Here is a 2267-nt window from a genome sequence, read left to right as displayed (position 1 = left end):
ACCAGCAACAGAGCCACCAGCACGGCGCCGATGCGGGCGCCGAGGGACAACATCCGTGTCATCGCTGTGTCCTTCATTGAAGGTGGAGATCAGCCGCCGCGCGGGCCGCTGCGACGCGGGCCACCCGGGCCACGGTTGCCGCCGGGGCCACCCGGGCCGCGRTTGCCRCCCGGACCRCCSGGACCACGGTTGCCGCCCGGACGTGCATTCGCATTGCCGCCCGGACGACCGTTGCCGGCCGGACGCGAGCTGCCGTACGGGCTGAAGCCCGGATTGGCGTGGTCGGACGGGAAGCTGGGGGCATTGCCCGGATGGCCGTACGGGTGCTTGTTGCCCTGGCCCTGCGAGCGGTTGCCCGCACCGGCCGGACGACCCTGGCCGCCTGCGCCACCGGCGCCACCGCGACCTTCACCACCGTAGCCACCACGACCTTCACCGCCGTAGCCGCCACGACCCTGGCTGCCACCGGCGCCTGCGCCCGGACCCTTCGGCTTGCCGTACGGACGGCCCTGGCCGCCTGCACCTGCGCCCGGACCACGGGCACCCGGGCCACGAGCGCCCGGACCGGCATTGCGGTGGCCGCTCGGGCCGGTGCTCACGCCATCCGGCACGTACCAGGTACGGAATGCGGCCGGGTTGCCTTCCGGCAGCGAGCGGTCGTTCTTCGGCGCGCGCTGCTTGAACGGGCGCTGCGACTGCTTGGCAGCAGCTTCACCGCTGACGGTCAGGCCGCCCTTGAAACCACCACCACCCTTGCCGCCGCGACCGCGGCCGCGGTCTTCGCGCACGTTGTCGAAGCGACGCAGTTCGCGACCTTCATCGGCGGTGTTGTGACCATTGACGTAAGCGTTGCCGCGGCCACCTTCGCGTACGCGCACGGTGGTCTTGGCAGCACGACGCTGGCCGATCACCGGCTGCAGGGTCAGGGCCGACGGCGCGCCTTCTTCCAGCTTCAGTTCGGCGCGCAGCGCTTCGACCTGGCTGCCCGGCAGTTCGACGGACTGGCCGCGGGCCAGTTCGCGCGGCAGGCTGACCTTGCCGTAGCGGGTGCGCTTGAGGCGGCTGACCTGGCAGCCCTGCGATTCCCACAGGCGGCGCACTTCGCGGTTGCGGCCTTCCTTCACCACGACGCGGAACCAGTCGTGCGAATCGGTGCCGCCGATACGTTCGATCTCATCGAACTTGGCCGGGCCATCTTCCAGTGCGACACCACGGGTGAGGCGGTCGACGACGGCATCGGGCACCTTGTCCTCGCCTTCCGGGGCACGCACGCGCACCACGTACTCGCGCTCGACCTCGAAGGAGGGGTGCATCATGGCGTTGGCCAGCTCACCGTCGGTGGTGGCCAGCAGCAGGCCGGTGGTGTTGATGTCCAGGCGGCCGACGGCGATCCAGCGGGCACCCTTCAGCGCCGGCAGGGATTCGAACACGGTCGGGCGACCTTCAGGGTCTTCACGCGTGGTCACTTCGCCTTCCGGCTTGTTGTAGACCAGCACGCGCGACGGCTCGGCCAGCGCAGTGGCGACGAAGCCGCGGCCGTCGAGTTCGATCCTGTCGCCGCTCTTGACCGACATGCCGGTCTGGGCGACTTCACCGTTGACCTTGACCAGGCCTTCGGCAATGCGCTGTTCCAGCGCACGACGCGAGCCGAGGCCGGCCTGGGCCAGGACCTTGTGCAGGCGTTCTTCCAGCTTGAACTGTTCGGACGTGGCTTCGCGCTTGAGCGAAAGCTTGTTCAACGAGGGCTTGCGGGGGGTGTCACTCATCAGTTTTGCTCCGGCCGACGGTTTCGAGGTCGGCCTCTGGTTCGGAATCGGCTTGGTCAACAGCCACGGTCGTCTTCGCGACGGCGTTGTCTTCGCGTTCGTTCACTGTCACCGCGCGCTCGCCCGGCGCGGAATCGGGGTGCCCATCATCGGAGGGCGAAGGTGCTTGCTCATCGTCGGCCGCCGCAGGAAGTGCGTCGGCAGAATCGGGGGTGTCGCCGGCGGTCGTGCCAGGGTCGTCATTTGCAGCGGCGTCCGGGTCGGCGCTCACGTCCGGGCCGTTGGCACTGGCGGCGAGGGGTGCGTCGCGATCCAGCGCCAGCTGCGGTTCCAGGTCGCCCAGGTCCTTCAGTTCGGAAAGGGGCGGCAGTTCGTCCAGGCGTTTCAGCCCGAAGTAGTCCAAGAAGCCCTTGGTGGTGCCGAACAGGGCAGGCTTGCCAGGCACGTCGCGGTGGCCGACCACGCGGATCCACTCGCGCTCCTCCAGGGCCTGGATGATGT

The 2267-nt window shown here is 69.4% G+C and carries 2 protein-coding genes; both read right to left on the bottom strand.

Annotation, left to right across the window (positions count from 1 at the left end):
- Positions 1–89: 89 nt before the first annotated feature.
- A complete protein-coding gene (locus tag AC1VAN_RS19155) occupies positions 90–1766 on the bottom strand; it encodes a pseudouridine synthase (RefSeq protein WP_480986476.1) in 1677 nt (558 codons plus the stop codon).
- Positions 1759–2267: SMC-Scp complex subunit ScpB (gene scpB, locus AC1VAN_RS19150; protein ID WP_480986475.1), on the bottom strand; the 509-nt coding region annotated here is incomplete at its 5' end. The genes AC1VAN_RS19155 and scpB, both read right to left, overlap by 8 nt.

This window comes from Stenotrophomonas sp. 05L44_2, assembly GCF_056665995.1.
The sequence above is the reverse complement of the archived record's forward strand: the minus strand, read 5'-3'. Positions and strand labels throughout refer to the sequence as shown.